The sequence below is a fragment of the Corallincola spongiicola genome (genome assembly GCF_004284785.1).
In the GTDB taxonomy this organism is placed as follows: Bacteria; Pseudomonadota; Gammaproteobacteria; order Enterobacterales; family Neiellaceae; genus Corallincola; species Corallincola holothuriorum.
The window spans coordinates 182,063-202,696 of the sequence record NZ_SHLY01000003.1; the positions used below are offsets into that span (position 1 = coordinate 182,063).

A 20,634-nucleotide genomic window follows, 5' to 3' on the forward strand; every position below is an offset into this window, starting at 1 on the left:
TTGTTGAAGACTAAAAAGGGTGCCATCTGGCACCCTTTTTTATGCGTATTAATCTCTTCGGCTAGTCAGAGAAGGATGCTTTGACTTCGAGTACCTTTGGTAATTCAGCAACAAACAGTTTTACCAAGCGAGGGTCAAAATGCTCGCCCGCCTCTTTTTCTAACAGTGCAATGGCGTCCTCCACTGACCAGCCCTTTTTATAAGGGCGCTCTGAGGTCAGGGCATCGAAGACATCAGCAATGGCGACGATACGCCCTTCCAGAGGGATATCTTCACCAGCAAGACCGTTGGGATAACCTTTGCCATTCCATTTTTCGTGGTGGGTTAGTGCCACCAGTTTTGCCAGTTTCAGTAGTTCCGATTCGTCGTCGCCAAGGATCTCGCCACCGATAACCGCATGGCTTTGCATGATCTCCCACTCCTCTGCATCCAGTTTGCCTGGTTTTTGTAGAACGCGATCGGGAATACCGATTTTGCCGATATCGTGCATGGGAGCGGCGGCTTTAAGTAGATCGGCATCGGCTTCATTCATGCCGACGGCGACCGCTAGTATCCGTGAATAATGGCTCATCCGAACAACGTGCATCCCCGTTTCATTATCTTTATATTCAGCGGCACGGCCGAGGCGCTCAATCACTTTTTGCCGGGTTTCAGCGATGGTCGCGGTCTGTTCCTTGACCTTTCTATCGAGTTCTCGGTTTTGGTTAAAGAGCGCCAGTTGGGTCTTTACCCGAGCTTTAACAATGGGTGGGCTAATGGGTTTGGTAATGTAGTCCACAGCTCCCAGCTCCAAGCCGCGTAGCTCATCTTCCGGACTGATTTTGGCGGTAACAAAGATCACCGGTATGTGTTTGGTTACGGGGTCTTCTTTTAGTCGGCGACACACCTCGTAGCCATCAATGCCGGGCATCATGATGTCCAGTAGGATCAGTTCAGGAGGGGGTGACAAATGAGCGATCTTCAGCGCAATCTCGCCATTTTTAGCTGCTTTGACGTTGTAATCATCTCTTAGCAACCCTGCCAGAACGTCAATGTTCTCTGGCGTGTCATCGACCACCAGGATCGTTGCTTTATCGTTCGTCACGTCCTTCACCTCACTCTCTTAGTCGCCGTCAGTTACGGCGAAATGATCACTTGTTTCATCTGCTCTACGACTGCCTGAGCGGTTTCAAATTCATATTCATCGATAGCATTGCTGAGCTTGTTGATCAGTGGTTGTAGCGTGTTGCCTTGTAATACCGTCTTGTTTTCAGCGAGATAATCACCGGCATCGGCATCATAATTACTCACCAACTCAGCCAATTGGTTGAGGATCTTCTCAGCAAGCTCTTTGTCGATAGGAGCGGCCTCTGCCGATCCGGTCGTTTGTTCAGCACTATCACTATTTAATGCACTAAGTGCCGCTATCAGCGGTTCAAGCTGAGATTCAACCTCTTGGGCTAACTCTTCGGCCACATCACCAGCCAGTGCTGCAGTTTCCAGCAATGTCGCCTGCTCGGCGAGTTGTGAGGCGCCAATGCTGCCGGCCAAACCTTTTAGCGTGTGTGCTTCCCTTACTGCAGCTTCTTGATTATTTTGCTGCCAAGCATCGCGGTAGCGAGTTGGCATCTCCGCCTGACTCGTGGCGAACCTTGAGAGTAATCTGAGATAGAGCGAATGATTTCCCTGAGTATGGGCTAACCCCTCTTGGATGTTCACGCCAGTGATCTCCGGTATGGGCATAGCTTCTGCGTCAGCACCAGCTGTCTCAGTAGTTTCCGGTTGCCGTTGGATCGGTGTCGCTGGTGTGATCCAGCGTGCCATCGTGGTGAACATCTCTTGCACATCAATCGGTTTTGGAATGTGGTCGTTCATACCCGCTTTGATTGCTTTCTCACGGTCTCCCGCCATGGCGTTAGCGGTTAAGGCGAGAATAGGTAAGTTCTTCCATTCCGGATTCTGGCGGATCAGAGTGGTGGTGGTGTAGCCGTCCATCACCGGCATCTGGCAATCCATCAGGATCCCATCAAAGCTGGTCTCATTGAGCAGCTCTAATGCATGTTCACCATGATTTGCCAGAGATACCTTGATCTGTTGTTGTGTCAGTAGCTCCTCAATCAGCTCCTGGTTGACTTCGTTGTCTTCGACGACCAAAACGTTCGCGCCTCGCAATCTGTCTATCGCGTCAAGCGAGAGCCCTTGCCGCTGCTGGTGGCGGCTAATGTCGGCGACCTGATGCCCCATTGCCAGCATGAGTGCATCAAGCAGTGATGAGGGGGTCAGGGGTTTGGTGAGTAGGCCGTGAAACTCTATACCATGGGCGGCGGCAGATAACTCTTCGCGGCCATAAGCGGTGATCATAATAATTTTTGGCTGCGGCTCGATGAGTGTGGAATTTTGTATTCTTCGCACTGTTTCTACACCATCGATGGCGGGCATGCGCCAGTCCATCAAGACCAATTGATAACTGTGTTGCTGGAGGGCTTCAATGGCCAGCTGACCACTGTTTACAGCATCTACTTGGCAACCAAAGCGGGATAGCTGGCTGCAAAGGATCTCCCTGGCTGAAGCATTGTCGTCAACCACCAGGATATTGAGCTTGGCCACGGCATCTTCGCCAGCTCGTGTGGGAGCGAGCTCCACCTGTTGTCTTTGAAATGTCAGGGTAAAGCTAAATGTACTGCCAACGTCTGGTTGGCTTTGTAAGCTGATCTCGCCGCCCATCAACTCTGTTAATTTGCGGCAGATGGCCAATCCCAGTCCTGTGCCACCGTACTTCCGATTGGTGGAGCTGTCGGCCTGGGTAAAGGGTTGAAACAGCTTGGCTTGCTGTGCGTCCGTCATCCCTATGCCAGTGTCTCTGATGGCGAAAGAGAGAGTGGCTGAGTCATCGCTGAGCTTACTGCTATTCACTGAGATCACTATCTCGCCAGACTCGGTGAACTTCACTGCGTTGTTACCCAGGTTTGTTAGGATCTGCCCTAAACGCAAGGGGTCACCTATCAGTGCGGTGGGCAGATCAGGCTCAATATCGAACAGTAATTCCAGCTCTTTTTCTTCAGCTTTAAGCCCAACAAGATTGGCTAAACCATCTAGCACGTCTTCGAGACGAAACGGGATCAATTCAATATCCAGCTTGCCAGCTTCGATTTTCGAGAAGTCTAAGATGTCATTGATGATGCCCAACAGTGCTTCTGAAGAGCGATGCACTTTTTCAATATAGTTTCTTTGTTTATGACTGAGCTCTGTTTGCAGGGCCAAATGCGACATGCCGATGATCGCGTTCATTGGGGTGCGGATTTCGTGGCTCATATTGGCGAGAAAGTCACTTTTCGCCTGATTAGCCTCTTCTGCCCGTTGTCGTTCTAAGTCTGCTATCTCTTTTGCCTTGGAGGTCTCCGCTTGTAGCTCTTTTTGCTTTTGAATATTCAGAAATACACCGCTGAATCGTACTGGGTAGCCTCGACTATCTTTGCGTGAGACCTGACCAACGTTTAAAAACCAGCGGTATTGACCATCTTTCTGCTTTAGTCTGATCTCGCTCTGATAAGGGGCGCTGGGATCTCTTTTCAGTTCAGCTAAATGTTCATCGTTAATGCTTCTGTCATCAGGGTGGATCACCTGCTGTAGGCCTTGATGTCCCCCTTTGATACTTGACCATTTCTCGTTGGAGACCAGGAGCTCTTTGGCTGAGTAGCCCAGCATATGAGCGAAATGTTGATTGACCATGACGATATTTTGGGTGGGATAGTAATCCCAGACCCCAAGACCGGCACCTGATGAAGCGGCATCAAGTCGGTCTTCGCTCTCTTTCAGTTTGTCCTCTGCTTGTTTGCGCTTAGTGATATCTCTGACAATACCGGTGAAGCTGAGCTGGCCATTCCGAGTTGATTTGCCAACCATCAGGCTCATCGGAAACTCTTCATCAGCTTTAGTTTTGCCTGTCACTTCACGTTCATTGTTGACGACGCTAGAGGGCTTTCCAGGATAGTAATTAGCTAAAATATTATCGTGCTGAATTGCGATGTCTGCGGGCATCAGCATGGAAACATTTTGTCCTTCCACCTCTGAGGCGGCATAGCCAAACATACGTTCGGCGGCAGGGCTGAATGTTTCGACTATTCCTTGTTGGTTAATAACGATGATACCGTCAGGGACGGTCTCCAGAATATTGCGTATTCGCGCATCGCTCTCTTGCTGCTTTAGTTGCAGCTGTTGTTGCTCGGTAATGTCGAACATGGTGCCATCGAACAGGGTTGCTATACCCTGTTCGTCAAAATTGAATGACGCACTGATGCTGACAATCCTCATGTCATTGGCATCACCACCTCGGTGCAGTCTTATTGTTACATCGGTCGGCTTGCGCTCTTTTTGGGATATGAATAACGCTTGCGGAATGATGTGTTGATCTTCCGTGATTATGAGCTCCGACAGCTTCCGCTTTGGTTGGCTGCCAAGGTAGTCTTCTGCTGGAAAACCGATGATCTCTTGCCAGCGTGGACTGATATAGACGGCGTTGGCATGTGCCAGATTATTGTTGTGTATTTCATAGCGGAAGATGGCACCTTGCAGGTTCTCTGTCAGGGTTCGGAACTGGTATTCGCTGGCTGAAAGTTGCTGTAAGACTTGTTCTCGGGCAGAGAGATCTAACGCAGAGAGGTTCAATTCGTTGCTGTTTTCGGTCGGTTTTACCGACAGCGAGACAGTCACCGTGGTGTTGTCGTGCCGCAGTAGTATGACATCTTTATCTTTTATCTCGTCGCCTGCAGCGAGGTGATCAAAGGCGGTATCCGTTGCCTCGACTTGTGCTGGGGGTAACAAGTTGTTCCACGTCAGACGCTCAAATTCATGACGGTCATAACCGAGCAGTTCGGCAAAGGCCGCGTTGTGCTTAATAAAACCACCATCGCTGTTGAGGCTGGCATAGGCGACAGGGGAGTATTCATACAACGTCCACAGCATATTTTCGCGGTCTTTGAGATCGGAGGTTCGTTCAGCTACGTTGTGTTCGAGTTGGGCATTGGCTTGCTGCAGCTTTTGGGTGACCTCGCGACCGATCCAAAAGATGAGTAATGCCATCATCAGACATAGCAATAGAATACAGACAATGATGACGGAGATAATGTTTCTCAGCTCTAGATAGCCTTCTAATACCTCATTACGATCGATCTCAGTGACGACTCCGAAGCCCAATTCGTCGACCCAGCGCCATGCGCCCAGCACCTGGATCCCGCGATAATCCATATAGCCTTCGCTATCGCTACCGGTACTCTGCGCAGCGATCTGCGCTGCGCTGAAGGATAGCGGAAGAGAGTCTCGTTCTGATGGTTGTAGGGGAGCATCGTGGAGATCTCGGCCTGGGTTGTTTAGGGTAACGTTGAGCACCGAACTGGTATCTTCTGCCAACAGCCCCATGGCCTGGAGTGAGGGTTCAAATCGGCTAGGGGAAAGCATACGTCCATCATCACTGACAAAGTAGGATTCCCCCGAACTGCCGAATTGCCCGCTGACCGTGAGAGAACGAAACTCACCGATAGGGTCGATACGCAAGGTCAACACCGCAATGACTTCGCCATTATCATCTCTTATCGGTGAGGCAATAAACATGGTCGCAACATTATGGCTTAGCTCCCCGCTCTTCGTAGGCAAGGCCACGTCTGTCTGCATCGGGGGAATAAGCACAGTCTCGCCGTTGAAAGCGCGGGCAAGTAAATAGCTGTGATAATGGTCGATGATATTAACCTGGCCCAGATTATCGTCCCGCATCGAGCCGATGTTTATTCGGTTTGGACTGATAATGAAGAAGCCCATATCACCATAACTATCGCGAACACGCTGGAACATATCCCGTAGGGTCTGCAGCGGTGCACTTTGTTTTAGTGTTATCGCGTTAGGCGGTACTTTCAGTAAATCAGCTGTCAGATGTTTAAAGCGAGGAAAGCCGGTCACGGATGTCGCCCGGAATTTCCAACCATCCAACCAGCTGACCAGGGCAGCTTCCATGGTGTCGGTCACGGCCGCCAGTGTATCCACCGCCTGATATTGCATCCGCTGTTTAGATGTCGCTAAGCCGGCTTGGGTGATCAATAGAATCAGGGCAAGTAGTAACAAAATGGCACTACTGGCGAGCAGTTTGGAGCGTTGGCCACTGCGATGTGTAGTCACAGCGCGTACTGTTGAACGATATAGCAGTGCGGCATTAACCAGCAGTGCTAGCAACAGCAAGATACCGAGGCCGAATATCACCTCAATTGGCATGAGAGATAGCTCTCGACATGGTCATTATCGTGAAGCAGCCTGTGGCAGCGCGATCATGATACTGGTGTTGTCATTGATCTCATCGCTGGAGCTTTCCACTCGGCCACTTTGCGCCTCGGTGAGTAGTTTGGCGGTGTAATTACCGATAGCGTGTTGATGTTTGGCATTTTTTTGCCACAGCGTTGCTTGTTGCTGAGCAGTCAAAACACCGGAGAAATTGATGATCACCTCGAGTTGCTGCCGTGCTCTGAGTGTCAAAGATACCTGAGTTTTATCTGGTGCCGATTCACAGGCAAAGCGGATCAAATTATAAAAAATTGAGTAACACCAAAGCGGATCGGCATTGGCTTTTAATGACAAGTCCTCTTCATCATGGTTGAGAAACAGCATGAGACGTTTTGAGGCGTAGCTGTTTTTTGCCTGCTCAAACAGCTTCTCCAACAAGGGTAAGAGTTGAAAGGGTTTGGGTTTTAGTGTGAATTGACCCGATTCAACTTTGTAAAGTTCGGATGAGAGATTCACCATATTCAAGATATGCAGTGCCATCTCATCGATCTGCATCGCTTTCTCTTTGATGTCAGGGCCAATGCCTCGCTGGGTACCGATCTGTTCGGCGAGTTTGATGATGTCATCTAATGGCGACGTGAGATCGTTCTTCAGGATCCGTTCCACTTCATCTTGTAACTCACGATTTTCGAGCATGGTGTCATAGTCATCCTGCAACTGCTTATGATGCATGACGTAACTCATTAAGTTACGTACTCGTAGCTTTAAAAGCTGTGGCTCAATCGGTTTTTTAACGTAATCAACAGCGCCTAGGTCGAACCCTTTCAGTTGATGCTCTATGTCGTGGAGGGCGGTGATTAAAATGACAGGAATATTTTCTGACTGCGGATGTTGCCGCATGGCGCGCAAAACGTCATAGCCACTTATTTTCGGCATCATAATATCGAGCAGTACGAGGTCGGGTGGCGTATCTGATTGGGTGATTTCGATCGCTTTGGCGCCATCTTTGACCAATAAAAGACGATAGGTGTCTTTTAGTAATCCGGAGATCAACATTAAATTATCTGGGGTGTCATCGACCACTAAAATGGTTGGTTGGGCGTTACTTTGTTTGACGTCTGCTGAGCTACCGGCGGCTTTCTGTTCTGAGGCTGAGCGTCGTATTTTAGCGGCTTTTGGCTTATCGGTGAGCGCTTTGATTACACGGTTTCTTAAGTCTCCAGTGGTAAAGGGTTTTACCAGTAGGTCGGTCACTCCCATCTGAATCGCTTGCTGTACATGCTCGCGTTCCGCATCGGCAGTGATCAAAATAAAGGGAATATTCGCGGTTGAAGGGTTTTCTTTTACCTGCTCTAGTAGCTCAAAGCCACTCATTTGCGGCATGTTCCAGTCGCTAAGAATGATGTTTACTCGGCGTTTGGTTAGTTGTAACAGGGCATCTGCGCCGTTTTTGGCGTGGATCACCTCTTTTACCCCTAGTTTGCGTAATTGTTCGCTGGTGATTTTGCGCATCGCTTCCATATTATCGACCACCATGGCGATAATGGTTTGATTATCGAGATGCATTGGCATCAGCATGAATACTCTCCCGCGAAACGTGGCCTAACCTGGATATTCAATATCAAAGAAGATTATTGATTAGTGTAGGGAAAGTATTGTTGATCAAGGCATTTTTTCAAGCTTGATCGAGGGAGATGTGAGCTGAGCTTGCAGATTAAGTGGTGATAGATAACGGGGGATGAAGGATACGCGCGTTAGCGCATATCCACGACCAAGCCTTCAATAAATACCACGCGTTGCGGGCGGTAATCTTGGAATACCCATTCTACAACTTCTGAGCCTTCACCATTGACGTGGCTGTACTCGCGGAAGTCGAGACCGCGACTCACTTTCCGCACCTGCGCCATCGTCATGCAACGACGAACTGTCCAAGCACGGATACCGTCTTTGATTGCGGAGCGGGTTTGATAGTCCATTTGGCATTGATGGCCTTTGGTGGTGTGGACTACTTGCCCGTCAGCCTCTGCAGGCTCATCTAGCCCACCCCAAATTTCTGCCTTGGGTTTGCTACCTGGTGATGCCAGTACATTGACTTCACTGCCTGGTGCGTCGGCACAGGGCGTGTCTTGAAATGAACCATCTTGGCACTGATATATCTTTGCTTGTGCCAGTGGCGAGAAAGCGAGGCAAAGCATTACTAACAACCGAAGCATGTCGACTTCCTGAATCTGATGAATCAATACAAACTGGTAATTACACGTATGATGCACGTGGTTCGGCTAAAAATACCATAATTCAGCTCAAATTTGAGCCAGTTTGTGAAGAAGTTGTAACAAAATGCGGCAATCATCACGGCATTTAAGTGAGCTCTTTATTAGTGATGTTGCGTTTGGCGTGCAAACCCAGCACTAATCATTGGCTTAAGAAGTGCTCGCTCAAGTAGTGGGCTACGGCTTCATCGACATGACTGCCTATCACCGGGAGGCCTGGTAGCCTGCGTTTTAATTCGTCTGAGCCGTTGGCCATAATGGCGCCATGACCTGCAACTTCAAGGAGTTGTTGATCGTTGAGGCCATCGCCAAAGGCAACGACTTGATCGCTTGTCAGGCCTTTGGCATCCATTACCACTTTCAGTGCTTCTCCTTTGGAAACGCCCCCAGCCATGACTTCCAGGCAGATAGGTAAACTGAACGCAATACTGAGGGCGTCACCATGGGTGGCTTTTAGACGGCTTTCCAGTGCGAGCAGCTCTTCGTGTTCACCTAACCAAAATAGCTTGGCGACATTCGATGTTGGCAACTTTTCGTGGGCCACAATCTGATATTTAAAGCCGGAATCCTTATGAAATTCTAATATTTCCGGGTGTGGGCGCGTCACCCACCAGTTGTCATCCTGATAGATATTGATCTTAATATTGTCTGAAAATTGCTCTTGTAGCAGAGATTCAACCAGTGGTGCGGGAATGTCATGGCGAAAGATGCATTGTCCCTCACGATTGTGGACGCGAGAGCCGTTGCTGGTGATGAGAAAAATCTCCACGTTGAGCTTTTGCCGGATCATTTCGACATCCGCCCAGTGACGACCGGAGGCAAGGATCAATTTCATCCCTTTTTCCTTAGTCAATGCATTCAATACGCGTTGGGTATAGTCGCCAACGGTGTGATGGTCGTTTAGTAAGGTACCGTCAAGATCTGAAACGATCGCTTTTATCATCATGGTACTCCGCAACAACATGGATTAGTTAAGTTTAGTGTTGAAGCCCCGCTTTGGCGCTATTTTGGGCAAAAAATGAGAGTATGGCTTGCATCGTTGGCTGACGAAATTGGTCCGCTTCGATCAGTAGCTCGTGCTTAGCCCCATCGATACAGTGGTGTCGACACTCTTGCGCTGCGGCGGTAAAGGCTACGATACCTCGCCGGTCGACTATCTCATCATCACCTGCTTCTAGAATAAGGATGGGCAGGCGTATTTTGTGTGCATGCTGCAGCACGCCTTCGCAGGCCCGAACGGCTTCTTCGACCCATTGTGGCGTTGGACTGCCTAACTGTAATTCAGGACGAGATTGGTAGAGGGCGCGAAATAGTTGGTAGCGGGTGCTACTGTGGCTGAGCAGATTGTTGGCAAAGGGCTTGTCTTTGTAGTTGGAGCCAAACAGAAAATAACCGGGTTCACCGCCAAATAGGTGGCAGCATAATCGGCTGCAGAAGGCCCAGCTGTTTACTAATTGCTTGGCCAAGAACTCAGGTATTTTGCCACTGTGGATCTGAAACATCGGCGAACAAAATGCAACACTACAGATATGAGGCGCATGGGCGATCAGGTAGTGAGCGGCGACACAGCAGCCCATTGAGTGGCACAGTAAGTGAGTCTGCTGGTACTGTCGTGGCCATAACTCATGTTGGCAGAGCTGGTGGAGATCGTCACTGTAATAGTGAAATGCTTCGACGTAACCTTTGTGTGGGTTTTGCGTCATCCGCTGCGAAGCACCTTGGCCACGGTGGTCATAGGTAAAAACGGCATAGCCAGCGGTGACCAGTTCAGCGATGGTTTCCCAATATTTGTAATGGCTTTCTATTCGCCCGTTGACCACCAGTACAACCTCGGTGGCGCCTTCGGGGTGGTAACAGGCCCAATCTAATGCAATCTCATTGATCCCAGCGAAGCGCCCGCGACAGACAATCTGCTCCAATTCCGCTTGGATCGACTCCGCTTGCGCTGCGTTCAGTTGAGATTCAGATAGCATTAGCCATTCCGGTTATTCTGTTGCTGCAGGCTTATTAGCTGAGGGTAGCAGACCCTCTTGCTGAAAGCGCTGGCTGAGGCGCAATTGCAATTTACCGCTAAGTTGCTGTGCCCAAGCCTGACCAATCAATGTGCTCTCTTGTGTTAACTGCGGCATGATGCGGATCGATTTTTGCCCTGTTGGCGACTCGTAAAAAGCGAGCAATACGTTTAGCTCTTCGAGCGTGAAATGGCGATGGTATACAGGCATGAGTGAGCGTTGTAGCTCGCCTTTGGCGACCTCTTCGTCGACGACTTGATTAACTTCATCAGCAATGACATCAATGGCACGAGCGGGAATATCTGGATAGGCCAGCTGCATGGCGGCTGCACTTTGCTTGATAAACATATCGGCGAACATCTTACCCATCTGATCTGAGCCAGTGATCTCCATCAGCTTCATGATTGCCGCTCGTTTCTCTGCCGGTATGGCTGAGTCGGTGTCAGTTTCAGCTTTAATCGAGGCTGAAAAAACGAAAAAAAGCGTGCAAAAGATAACGAGATAGCGGGACATATGGCCTCTGATTAGGTAATGGATCAGGCAATTGACAGAGCAGAGTAACCGCGAACCTTTGTCGCGGTCAATTGCTACCTAGTATGAAGGATATTGATTGAATTTATACCGCAATGGTTTGGCTTGCGGGGCGATCCGATTTGGCGTTCTGCTGGGCAAGCATACGACAACATTGTGTGAATGCTTCGCCATTGTCCTGGCGCCAAAGATGCTGAAACTCTTCTGGTTGTCTAGCAATAAAATGCGGCCACTGTTCCAGCGAGATGGCATTTAGACCACGTTTTTCATGCACAATGAATAGCTCACTGGGTTTGGTCTTACGTTGCATATCTTCGCTGCATACGTCGATAAGCTTTTCCAGTAATAGCAGTCGCCATGGGGTGTCATCAGTCGCTGGTTGACGCTTCAGTTGATAAAGGCAAAGCTGCTGCACCTCTTTCACCAGCAGTAAACAGAATTGATCGCGATTGTGGCTATTGCCAACCGCTTGCCGCAGTTGACGGCGGGAAAGATGAAGATCCCGTTTTAATACTTCCGTGCGGGTATAGAGGTACAGTGATAGAACAACGAACAGACCAAAACTCACGACGATCCAGAGCATTGTGATTTCCAAGTAATAGTTATTATTTCCGCGGTACACTTTTGCCACCACACTCCTTATCATGCAAGGAATAAATATGAGGAATGTCGATGAGAAACTTATTTGATACGCCGGTCGATCGCTTACAGACGGCCAGTCAGAAGTGGGATCGTTACCAGGGACAAGATATTTTACCTATGTGGGTGGCTGATACCGATTTTCGTGCCCCCCAAGCGGTGATGGATGCATTGCATCAACGGATCTCCCATGGCGTCTTTGGTTACACCTTAGCGCCAGAGTCGCTGAATCAGACCATTATCGAGCGAATGGCTAGATTGTATGACTGGCAGATCGAAGCTGACTGGATTGTTTATCTGCCCGGGCTGGTTTGTGGCTTGAATGTGGCGACCCGCTCTCTTGCCAGTGAAGGGGCAGGGGTGATCACGCCAGTGCCTGTGTATCCTCCGTTTATGTCGTCGGTGCTGTTATCCAAGCGCAAGCTACTTAAAACCCCCATGCTATTGATTGATGGTCGCTGGCAGTTAGATCTGGATGAACTGCGCCGTCAAGCAGCCGATGCTGAGCTGTTGTTGCTGTGTAATCCACATAATCCGGGAGGAACCGTTTATACCCGTGACGAGCTGGAGGCTATTAGAGCAGTGGCCGAAGAGTTCCAGTTGACCGTCTGTTCCGACGACATTCACTGTGACTTGCTGCTAGATGAAGACGCAAAGCATGTGCCATTCGCCAGCCTCAATGATGATGCAGCGCAGCGCACCGTGACGCTAATGGCGCCTTCAAAGACCTTTAATATTGCCGGTTTAGCCTGTTCATTTGCGATCATTCCTAACCCAGAGCTGCGGCAAAAATTTATCCGTGCCAAACGAGGTATTGTGCCGGATATTAATCTGTTGGGTTATACCGCTGCAGAAGCGGCATACCGTGACGGTGATGAATGGTTGTCTGCGCAGTTAGATTATCTGCGTGGTAATCGAGATCGTTTACAGCAGGCGATCGCCGGGATGCCCGGGTTGTCTTTGGCGCATATCGAAGCGACTTATTTGGCTTGGATTGATGCCAGCGAACTGCAGTTGGATTGTCCTCATCAGTTCTTTGAAAAAGCGGGTGTGGGTTTATCCCCTGGACGCGATTTTGGCGCACCTTCTTTTATTCGTTTGAACTTTGGTTGCACCCACGCCACCCTTGAACAAGCGATAAAGCGGATGCAGGTCGCATTAGCGGAACGTTAACGACATAAGCCACAGAGTAGCCGGCCATTCTCTACTACTATTGATTCAGTAGGTTAGCAATCGATAGGTAGTGAGTGGTTGGTTTATGAGGCGACGTTCTTGGGGCGCATTTTTCGGCTATTTTTTTGCGACGTTCATTGTTCTTGAAGCGCTCGTGGTGGCTGTCGGTCTTCAAAGCTACAACAAAGTGATAGCGCTGAAAACGGATACCTTGATTGGGAACGCGGCGAACAAATTGGCGGTGGCGGAGTTGGTCCTCAACAATAAAATTGAGTTGATCAACGAAACCTTGGAGCTGTTGTCGCATCACAGTTTGGTCAGGGATTATTTGATCCGTGATACTGCCGGGCGCCGACATGCTGTCGAAGCGCATTGGATTGCCATATTAGAAGCGGGACTCGCTTATCAAAAACTCGCTCTAATCGATTTGACAGGCCAGGAGTTGGTCGGCAGTTATCGGCTCGAAGATGGCTCTATTACACGCTTACCTAGTGAGGAAAAATTTAATTGGGCTAACTCTTTAGAGTTTTCTTATATGCAACAGCTAGGCTCTGATGAGAAATACTACCCCCCGCCTGAGTTCCGTGAAGATGAGCGAAACATACCAGTCGTGCCATTAGACGCGACCATTCGGGTGTTTACACCGATAGAGTTTGCTAGCAAAAAAGCCGGTTACTTAATGCTGACGTTGAAGGCCGACCGCCTCGTTGCTCGCCTAAGATCGTTGCCGCGGATGGTGGTGGGTGAGCCCATGATGGTGAGTGAGGACGGGTACTACACCTTCCACCACGATTTGACAAAAATTTATGGCAACCGCTATCCATCACGCAGTCACCACAAGTTTCAAAATGATTACCCGGAAGCCTGGGCAACGGTGAAATCTCAAGGCGGAGGATCCCATAGCGGCGTCTTTACCGGTGACCATGCGACTTTTGTGTACAACCGTGTCGATCCGGATCGAAAATTTAGAAAGCCTTTTTATTTGGTGCTCCGCATTTCTGATAATGCCGTCCAGTTGGCCGCCATGGAACCAATCAAAAGTATGTTGGTGACCTTATCAATAAGCGCTGGTCTGGTCTTTTTGCTCGCTATTATCGTTGGCGGTATTGGTGGCGGCCGGGCTAAAGCTCAGCATCAGCGGCGTTTGTCTAAAGCGATGGTGGAATCGATGTCTGCGGTGATCGTGACCGATGAGAAAGGACACGTGCAGGATGTAAATCCCAGTTTTGAACGAATTACCGGCCATAAAGAAACAGATATTATTGGTCAGCTGCCAGATATGCTGAAGTCCGCTGAGCATAAACCCACTTTTTATGCGTTGATGGTAAAGCGTTTATTGAAAGAGGGCTTTTGGCGTGGAGAAGTATGGTGCCAGTTAGCGGATGCGCGCAGCCACCCTATGTTGGTGGAGATCCATGCGATAAAAGATAAGCGTGGTCGGGTGACTAATTATGTCGGATCTTGCTTGGACCTCAGTGAGCAAAAGCTTTTAGAAGTGGAATTACGAGAGAAATCGTTGCGAGATCCGCTGACTCATTGTTGGAATCGACGCTACCTCACCGAGCTGCTGAAAAGTGAGCTGGCACGTCAACGTCGTTATGGCCATCCTCTTGCGGTGGCCACGTTTGATATCGACAAATTTAAATCGATTAATGACAATTTCGGCCATGATGTCGGTGACCAGGTATTGGTGCGCTGCTGTGACCAGGTGCGACGCCAGCTGCGCAGAAGCGACAGCCTGTCGCGCGTGGGTGGTGAGGAGTTTGTGATTGTGTTGCCAATGACTCAGCGTGATGGCGCAGAGATACTGATTGAGCGTATTCGTCTTAAGTTGGCAGCGTTACTGGATGAACCGCGCTTTACGGTTAGTTTTGGACTAACTGTGGCGTTGCCTACCGATGATATGGGTGATCTGCTAAAACGAGCGGATCAAGCACTCTATGAAGCCAAAGCCGCAGGGCGCAACCGCAGCTTCTTTGCCAAGATCAATCACACGGCTGAAGTGCATGTTAGTGCTGAGCTACTTCAACCAGAGGCAGGGGTGCCGAAAAAGGCACAGTGAGTATTGTCTGATGTGTCTGCTTCTTCCGGCTTTTACGGCGTAAGCTATTTACACTGTTAGCATCGAAAAATGAACTGCGACAACTTGTCGCAGTTCGTCGATTGTTGATTGCCCGCCGCTATTACCTGCATCGAAAATAGCTACAACTCCCTTACATTTCAAAAACTTCATAATAACAATGATGAACAAAGCCGTGTTGTTGCCACCCCTGCTTGCGACTGGCCTGTGCCTTTTGTCTCCGCCCTCCTACGGGGAAACCGACGAAATTGAACATATTGAAGTGCACGGCCAGCGGCATGTCGGTCAGTGGATGGGCGAAATACAAGCGCCAACCCCAACCCCGGATGTCGCGGACTGGCTAAAAGCGATGCCTGGCGCTGACGTCAATAAGAATGGTCCGGTGTCGGGGATCGCTCAATATCGCGGGCTGTATGGTGATCGTGTCAGCGTCTCTGTCGCGGGGCGTCCGGTGGTGGGAGCAGGCCCTAATGCGATGGATGCGCCATTAAGCTATGCGCCCGCCATTAATACTGAGCAGTTGCAGGTGTTCCGCGGTGTTGCGCCGGTCAGTGCTGGTATTGACACTTTGGGGGGCGCGGTTAGCTCGCAAGCGTATCAAGCAGATTTTACCATGGGTCAAGATCTGGCGATTAATGGTGAAACCCGCGCTGGCTATCAAGACAATGCCCGAGCCTCTGATCTGGCTGGGCGTTTGCATCTGAGTTCGCAAGATCATGGGGCGGTGTTGTTCGTTGAAGATCTGTATGGCCGAGATGACCAAGAGGATGGTGATGGCCGTGATATCCAACCCACTGAATACCACAAGCGCTCTGGCGGCGTCGATTATCGCTATCGCCTCGCTGCTGGCTACATGGGTGGGGAATATCAATATCTAGACACCAAGGACGCTGGTACACCCGCCTTACCGATGGATATTGATTACATTCGCACCCACCGTATGGCGTTGAAAGGTGGCTATCAAACTGTGCTCGGCGAGGTAACGGCACTGGTGGGTTATACCGATGCGGATCATGTGATGGATAACTATCGCTTGCGACAAAACAGCTCACCACAAAGATACCGTAAGACCAAAGCGACCAGTGACAGTGTTGATTGGCGATTAACGTTAGCGCACGAATTAAACACCGAAACGAAGCAGACGCAAACACTGCTTTTCGGATTGGATGGCGTGATCTCCAATCATGATGCCACGATCACCAACCCTAATAATGCCATGTTCTTGGTGGAAAATTTTAATGATGTGGAAGATCGCCGGTTTGGTGCTTTCGTTGAGTGGCAAGGCAGTCGCCAAGGGTGGGATTGGCTTGGGGGGGCGCGGGTTAAATATGTCGAAGCCGATGCCGGAGATATCTACCATTCAGCGGCGATGATGAACCCCAATATTGCCGGCTTGATGCAGGATTTTAATCAGGCGGATAAAAGCGTTGACGATACGTTGGCCGATATCGCTTTTGTTACTGGTTACCAACTGGCTCCGCGCTGGCGTGGGGTGGTCGGGCTGGGGATCAAGCAGCGTGCCGCCGCTTATCAAGAGCGCTATTTGTGGTTACCGATGCAGTCCACTGGGGGCTTGGCCGATGGAAAAACCTATGTCGGTGATATTAATCTTGACCCCGAAACCGCCTGGCAGATCGATCTGGGGCTTGATTACTTGTCTGACGATTGGTTTATCTCACCACGCGTTTTCTACCAGCGTATTGATGATTACATTCAGGGAACACCGGTGACCGATGATGCGGTTCTCAATGTGGCTGCCATGATGGGTGGCGAGGAGCCGCTGCAGTTTAGTAACTTGGATGCCGAGCTTTATGGCGCTGATCTCAGTTGGTATGGGCAGTTGAGTACCGCCTGGACAATAGGCGGCCAAGCTACCTATATCCGCGGCAAGCGTCGGGATATCGATGACAACCTATACCGCATAGCGCCGCCGAATATGGGCGTTTACCTGCAATATGAGATCTCGCAGTGGCAGATGGCGCTGCATTGGCATGGCTATGCTGCGCAGGATGATGTCTCTGCTACCAATAATGAAAAAACCACCGCCGGTTACGCCATTGTCGGCTTTGAGCTGAATTACCACTGGCAGAGCGGAGTTGAAGTGAGTGCCGGGGTAGAAAATCTATTGGATCACGCCTATCAGGATCATCTGGCGGGATACAACCGGGTCAACGGCAGCGAACTGGCGTTGGCAGAACGATTACCCGGTACGGGTCGCACCGTTTGGCTTCAGGGACACTACCTGTTTTAGCTCTGCGGCAACTTTTGCCACTCTCACGCTTAGCTATTCGGTTGCTTGATAGTTAAGCCTTTAGGCCGCCCCGTTATTCTGATGCGGGGCGTTTTTTTAGTTTCCGCTGCAGCGTTCTGCGATGCATATTGAGCTGCTTGGCGGTATGAGACACGTTGCCGAGGTTGGCTTTTAACACCTGCTGTATATGTTCCCATTCAAGCCGTTCCGGTGACATCGGTGCCTCACTCATGGTGGGGGCGGGTCTGCAGCCAGTTAAGGCCGCTGTCATAGTGGCCGTGTCGGCGGGCTTGGTCAGATAGTCATCGGCACCTGCTTTCATCGCTGCAACGGCAGTCGCAATACTGGCGTATCCGGTAAGCAATACGATGCGACTGTCAGGTAACAGCTGCCTGAGTGGTGCGATAAGGTTCAGCCCGCTGTCATCTGCTAGCTTCATATCTAACAGAATGCATTCTGGCTGATGCTCCCGAGCGGCAAGTAGCGCATCACTGGTATGGTGTGTGGCGGCACAATCGAACCCTTGGCTACTTAGCCTGTTGGCAACGATGCGGCTGAAATCGAGATCATCATCAATGATCAGCAGGCGTGTCACTCTCTACCTCCTGATCTTCTGCCATCGGCAGGTAAACAGTGGCGATGGCACCGCACTGCGGGTGGTTCGCCATCGTCAAATGTCCACCGAGACGTTCAAATGTGGCATGACTGAGCAGCAGAGAGACCCCTAAGCCCTGCTTGCTTGGCACCGGTTCCAATCCCAATTGAGTGAGTTGTGAGTTCTCTATGCCGGGACCGAAGTCGCGGATCTCTATCCGTACGCCTTGTGCTTCGCGTTGAAAATTAATGATCACTTCGGCGGTTGTTTCGCAGTGGTACTGATTGGCCTGAAACGCATTGGCGATAAGGTTCATTAGTGCGGGAACCAGCGCGGGATCATCGATGACAGTTAGCGCCGGAACCTGGGTGGGCAAAGTTAACTGCGCGGCGGGCAGCGACAACAGGGTTTGCTCTTTTAGCTGATTCATCAGTTGTATCAGCGAACAGGGTTGCTGCTGCTGGAACTGGCTCTGTTGTGCCGTTTTGCGGAACTGCGATAACTGTTGACTGCATTGCGAGAGTGGGCGCTGCAAGTCAGCAACTAACTCCTCGTCTGGATAGCGTTCTTGTAGCGATTCAGCGACTAACTGCATGGTATTGAGTGGGGTGGCAAATTGATGAACTACCTGAGTTGAAGCGATCCCCAGCGTCAGTAGTTGTTCGTGACGCAGCTGTTCTTCCCGTAATAGGGCGATGGTTTTTTCTTTGTGCTGTAGGCGTTTTGCCAGTCCGGCCACCAACAGCGTGATCATCAGTACTGAGGCGAGGAAGGTGACCCACATGCCAATGAAGTGGCTTTGCATCTGCTGGTGGCCGTGATGACTCGCGGGGAGCTGCCAGAGCAAGAGGGTGTAAGCGCCCAAAGCGGCGATGGTTAGCCAGGCCAGAAGCCAGCGGGGTAGGCAGATTGCGGCGAGTGCAACGGGCAGTAGCAACAGTGAAACAAAGGCGTTGCTGGCTCCGCCACTGAACCAAAGCCAACAAGTTAGCAAGGCGGTGTCCAATAGCAGTTGAATAAACAGGTGGAGGGTATTTAATCCATGGCCATGACGCACCGCCCACGCACTGAAGATTAATCCTAAAGTGCCTGAGGCGATCAATAGGGTGGCGATGGGTTGTTGACTACCTGAACCGAGCCATTCTGCAGGCAGCAGCATCAACAGGCTGAGAAGAATGAGTAAACTGGCACGCAGTAGCAGCAGGTATCTGAACTGGCTCTTCATCACAGCAGTTCCATCAAAGCCGAGTGTTAGAAAGGTGTCTCTTTAACTGAGGGGTAGGGTTGCTAGCCCCTCAGTTAGGCGATAAAAACGAGCTGTCGGCAGTGGCCTAAAGCGTTTTTAAAATAGCTTCCGGCAAGGCTAACTCGTCATTTAGGTTGACCTTGATACCACGGGTAATGATGTCACTCGCGATCTGCTTGGCTTCATCCAAGGAGTGCATAGAATAGGTGCCGCACTGGTACTCATTGAGCTCCGGAATGTCGTTTTGTGATGCCACGGCGATGACATCTTGCATCGCCGCTAGCCAGGCATCAGCTACTTGCTGTTCGCTTGGCACGCCAATTAGGCTCATGTAAAAGCCAGTACGGCAACCCATCGGGCTGATATCGATAATTTCGACGTCGGCGGAGTTCAGGTGATCGCGCATAAAGCCGGCAAATAGGTGTTCCAGAGTATGAATGCCGCGCTCACTGAGTAGCTCTTCATTGGGGATGCAGAAGCGCAGATCAAAAACGGTGATAGGGTCTTTATGCGGCGTGCTCATTTTCTTGGCAATACGAACCGCGGGTGCGTGCATTTTTGTGTGATCTACGGTGAAACTGTCTAGTAATGGCATGGCCATCTCTCCCATAAAACCTAAGTGTACTAGCACTTAAGTGGAACAATTTTTGTGTCAGGCCGACATCATAGCAGTTTGACGAGTATCGTCATTCTTTTGCGCGACTGGCTGTGACCACAGAGATTGGATCTTGGTGGATAATCACATCACAGTTGCCGAGGGCTTTTTTCAGTTTGGCTTCTATATCGTCGGCGATCTGATGGGCATCTACCAGGGGCAGCTCATCGGCTAATTCCACATGCATCTGCACAAAACGGGTGCCACCCGCTTGGCGGGTACGTAGGTCATGGATGCCGTGGACGCCAGGGTGGGCTTCAGCCACACTTTGGATCTGCTGCTTTTCCTGTTCCGGTAACTCTCGGTCTAAGAGGTGTTGGATAGCATCTTCGGCGATCCCTTTCGCGCTCCACGCCATATACAGACCAATGGCTATCGCCAACACAGCATCTGCCATGCCTAGCCCCCAGGCCGATAAGCCGAGGGCGAGTAATACCGCCAGATTCATTAACAGATCACTACGGTAGTGCAGGGAGTCAGCCTTAATCGCTAAACTGCCGGTCTTGCTGATGACGTAGCGCTGATACAGCAGTAGCGCCGCAGTGGCGATGGTTGACAGCACCATGACGAATACTGCCATGCCGACCTGGTTAATCGGTGAAGGGTGGGCCAGCCGATCGATACCGTGCAGGATCAATAGCAGGGAAGAGCCAGCGATAAACATGGCTTGTGCCACGGCAGCAAGGCTTTCCATCTTACCGTGACCAAAGCGATGCTGGTCATCCGCAGGCTGAGTGGCATAGCGCAACGCCATTAGATTGAGCAGAGAAGCCGCGACATCCATCAGTGAGTCGGTCAAACTGGCCAATAAGCTGGCTGAGCCAGAACCGAGCCAAGCGATCAGCTTGCCTACGATCAATAGGGTGGCGGTTAGTGTGGCAGCGAGTGCTGCGCGACGTACGAGTCGCGCATAGTGTTCAGGATCATTTTGCATGACCC

General features: G+C 50.4%; 15 protein-coding genes. 3 read left to right on the forward strand and 12 right to left on the reverse strand.

The window, feature by feature from the left end; genetic code table 11:
- Positions 1-61: 61 nt before the first annotated feature.
- The 8 genes from EXY25_RS11115 to EXY25_RS11150 all read right to left on the reverse strand — a co-directional run bounded on the left by EXY25_RS11115 (position 62) and on the right by EXY25_RS11150 (position 11,639).
- Positions 62-1,093 carry a response regulator gene (locus tag EXY25_RS11115; RefSeq protein WP_130566832.1) on the reverse strand — a complete coding sequence of 344 codons (1,032 nt, stop codon included), beginning with the start codon at positions 1,091-1,093 and terminating at the stop codon, positions 62-64.
- Between the two features lie 23 nt (positions 1,094-1,116).
- On the reverse strand, positions 1,117-6,237 hold the full coding sequence (locus tag EXY25_RS11120; protein ID WP_130566833.1) for a PAS domain S-box protein: 5,121 nt from the start codon (positions 6,235-6,237) through the stop codon (positions 1,117-1,119).
- Between the two features lie 24 nt (positions 6,238-6,261).
- Entirely contained in the window at positions 6,262-7,821 is a 1,560-nt protein-coding gene (locus tag EXY25_RS11125; RefSeq protein ID WP_114337540.1) for a response regulator, read from the reverse strand.
- Between the two features lie 176 nt (positions 7,822-7,997).
- Positions 7,998-8,456, reverse strand: coding sequence for a DUF4124 domain-containing protein (locus tag EXY25_RS11130; protein WP_130566834.1), 459 nt, complete (start codon positions 8,454-8,456; stop codon positions 7,998-8,000).
- A 199-nt stretch (positions 8,457-8,655) separates the two neighbouring features.
- On the reverse strand, positions 8,656-9,459 hold the full coding sequence (locus tag EXY25_RS11135; protein ID WP_165419337.1) for a Cof-type HAD-IIB family hydrolase: 804 nt from the start codon (positions 9,457-9,459) through the stop codon (positions 8,656-8,658).
- Positions 9,460-9,490: 31 nt separating this feature from the next.
- On the reverse strand, positions 9,491-10,486 hold the full coding sequence (locus tag EXY25_RS11140) for an alpha/beta fold hydrolase (protein WP_130566836.1): 996 nt from the start codon (positions 10,484-10,486) through the stop codon (positions 9,491-9,493).
- 12 nt (positions 10,487-10,498) lie between these two features.
- Entirely contained in the window at positions 10,499-11,038 is a 540-nt protein-coding gene (locus EXY25_RS11145; RefSeq protein ID WP_130566837.1) for a DUF2059 domain-containing protein, read from the reverse strand.
- A gap of 103 nt (positions 11,039-11,141) precedes the next feature.
- On the reverse strand, positions 11,142-11,639 hold the full coding sequence (locus EXY25_RS11150) for a hypothetical protein (RefSeq protein ID WP_130566838.1): 498 nt from the start codon (positions 11,637-11,639) through the stop codon (positions 11,142-11,144).
- An 89-nt stretch (positions 11,640-11,728) separates the two neighbouring features.
- On the opposite strand from EXY25_RS11150, the gene EXY25_RS11155 reads away from it, so the two are divergent.
- The 3 genes from EXY25_RS11155 to EXY25_RS11165 all read left to right on the forward strand — a co-directional run bounded on the left by EXY25_RS11155 (position 11,729) and on the right by EXY25_RS11165 (position 17,199).
- Entirely contained in the window at positions 11,729-12,868 is a 1,140-nt protein-coding gene (locus EXY25_RS11155) for a MalY/PatB family protein (RefSeq protein ID WP_205695342.1), read from the forward strand.
- 85 nt (positions 12,869-12,953) lie between these two features.
- Positions 12,954-14,930, forward strand: coding sequence for a sensor domain-containing diguanylate cyclase (locus tag EXY25_RS11160; RefSeq protein ID WP_130566840.1), 1,977 nt, complete (start codon positions 12,954-12,956; stop codon positions 14,928-14,930).
- Positions 14,931-15,108: 178 nt separating this feature from the next.
- On the forward strand, positions 15,109-17,199 hold the full coding sequence (locus EXY25_RS11165; protein WP_130566841.1) for a TonB-dependent receptor: 2,091 nt from the start codon (positions 15,109-15,111) through the stop codon (positions 17,197-17,199).
- Between the two features lie 73 nt (positions 17,200-17,272).
- Here EXY25_RS11165 and EXY25_RS11170 read toward each other — a convergent pair whose 3' ends face one another.
- The 4 genes from EXY25_RS11170 to EXY25_RS11185 form a co-directional block, all read right to left on the reverse strand.
- Entirely contained in the window at positions 17,273-17,794 is a 522-nt protein-coding gene (locus EXY25_RS11170; RefSeq protein WP_130566842.1) for a response regulator transcription factor, read from the reverse strand.
- Positions 17,772-19,019, reverse strand: coding sequence for a sensor histidine kinase (locus tag EXY25_RS11175; protein ID WP_130566843.1), 1,248 nt, complete (start codon positions 19,017-19,019; stop codon positions 17,772-17,774). Before EXY25_RS11175 ends, EXY25_RS11170 begins: the two co-directional genes overlap by 23 nt.
- Positions 19,020-19,125: 106 nt before the next feature.
- Positions 19,126-19,635, reverse strand: a complete 510-nt coding sequence (luxS, locus tag EXY25_RS11180; RefSeq protein WP_130566844.1) for an S-ribosylhomocysteine lyase — start codon at positions 19,633-19,635, stop codon at positions 19,126-19,128.
- Between the two features lie 91 nt (positions 19,636-19,726).
- Positions 19,727-20,629 carry a cation diffusion facilitator family transporter gene (locus EXY25_RS11185; RefSeq protein WP_130566845.1) on the reverse strand — a complete coding sequence of 301 codons (903 nt, stop codon included), beginning with the start codon at positions 20,627-20,629 and terminating at the stop codon, positions 19,727-19,729.
- Positions 20,630-20,634: the final 5 nt, after the last annotated feature.